Here is a 526-nt window from a genome sequence, read left to right as displayed (position 1 = left end):
CAGCCCAGTTCCACGTCGCGAACGCATTAAAGTCTTGCTGCTGATAGTTCAGCCCAACATTGCCCTCAAAAGGCGTGATGCTACGAACGTATTCGCCCTCAGCGTCCTTTCCGTCCACATAACCAAGCTTGGTACTTAGCTTCCAAGACGATGTGAAAGCATACGCAGCAGAAAGCTCCGCGCCGTAGGTTTCAACGCCGTGTAAGTTTTGGTATTGCTTGACGTAGTTGCCGAAGTTATCTTGACCCGTGGTAACAACATCAATGAAGTTTTGGAACTTGTTGTAAAACGCAGAAACGTAAAGTTGCGCGTGGCCATTATCGAATTTGTTACCGATTTCAAACGAGTCCGAAGTTTCAGCCTCTAGATCCATATTTGGCGCAATAACAAAAGGCGTCAGCGGCACAAAGTCGTGGCTTACGAAGCCATACGCCTTATCGTATTCTGGCGCTCGATAACCGTGATCGTAAGAGAGGTAAACGCGGTTGTTTTCGAACACTTCACGAGAAATCGACAAACTTGGTGA

Annotated in this window: 1 protein-coding gene; it reads right to left on the bottom strand. The window is 47.5% G+C overall.

The annotated features are described in order from the left end of the window. Positions 1-526: TonB-dependent receptor domain-containing protein (locus R7Z50_RS30940; RefSeq protein WP_318150206.1), on the bottom strand; the 526-nt coding region annotated here is incomplete at both ends.

The organism is Vibrio sp. 1249-1 (assembly GCF_033340495.1).
This window is presented reverse-complemented; position numbering and strand designations above follow the sequence as displayed.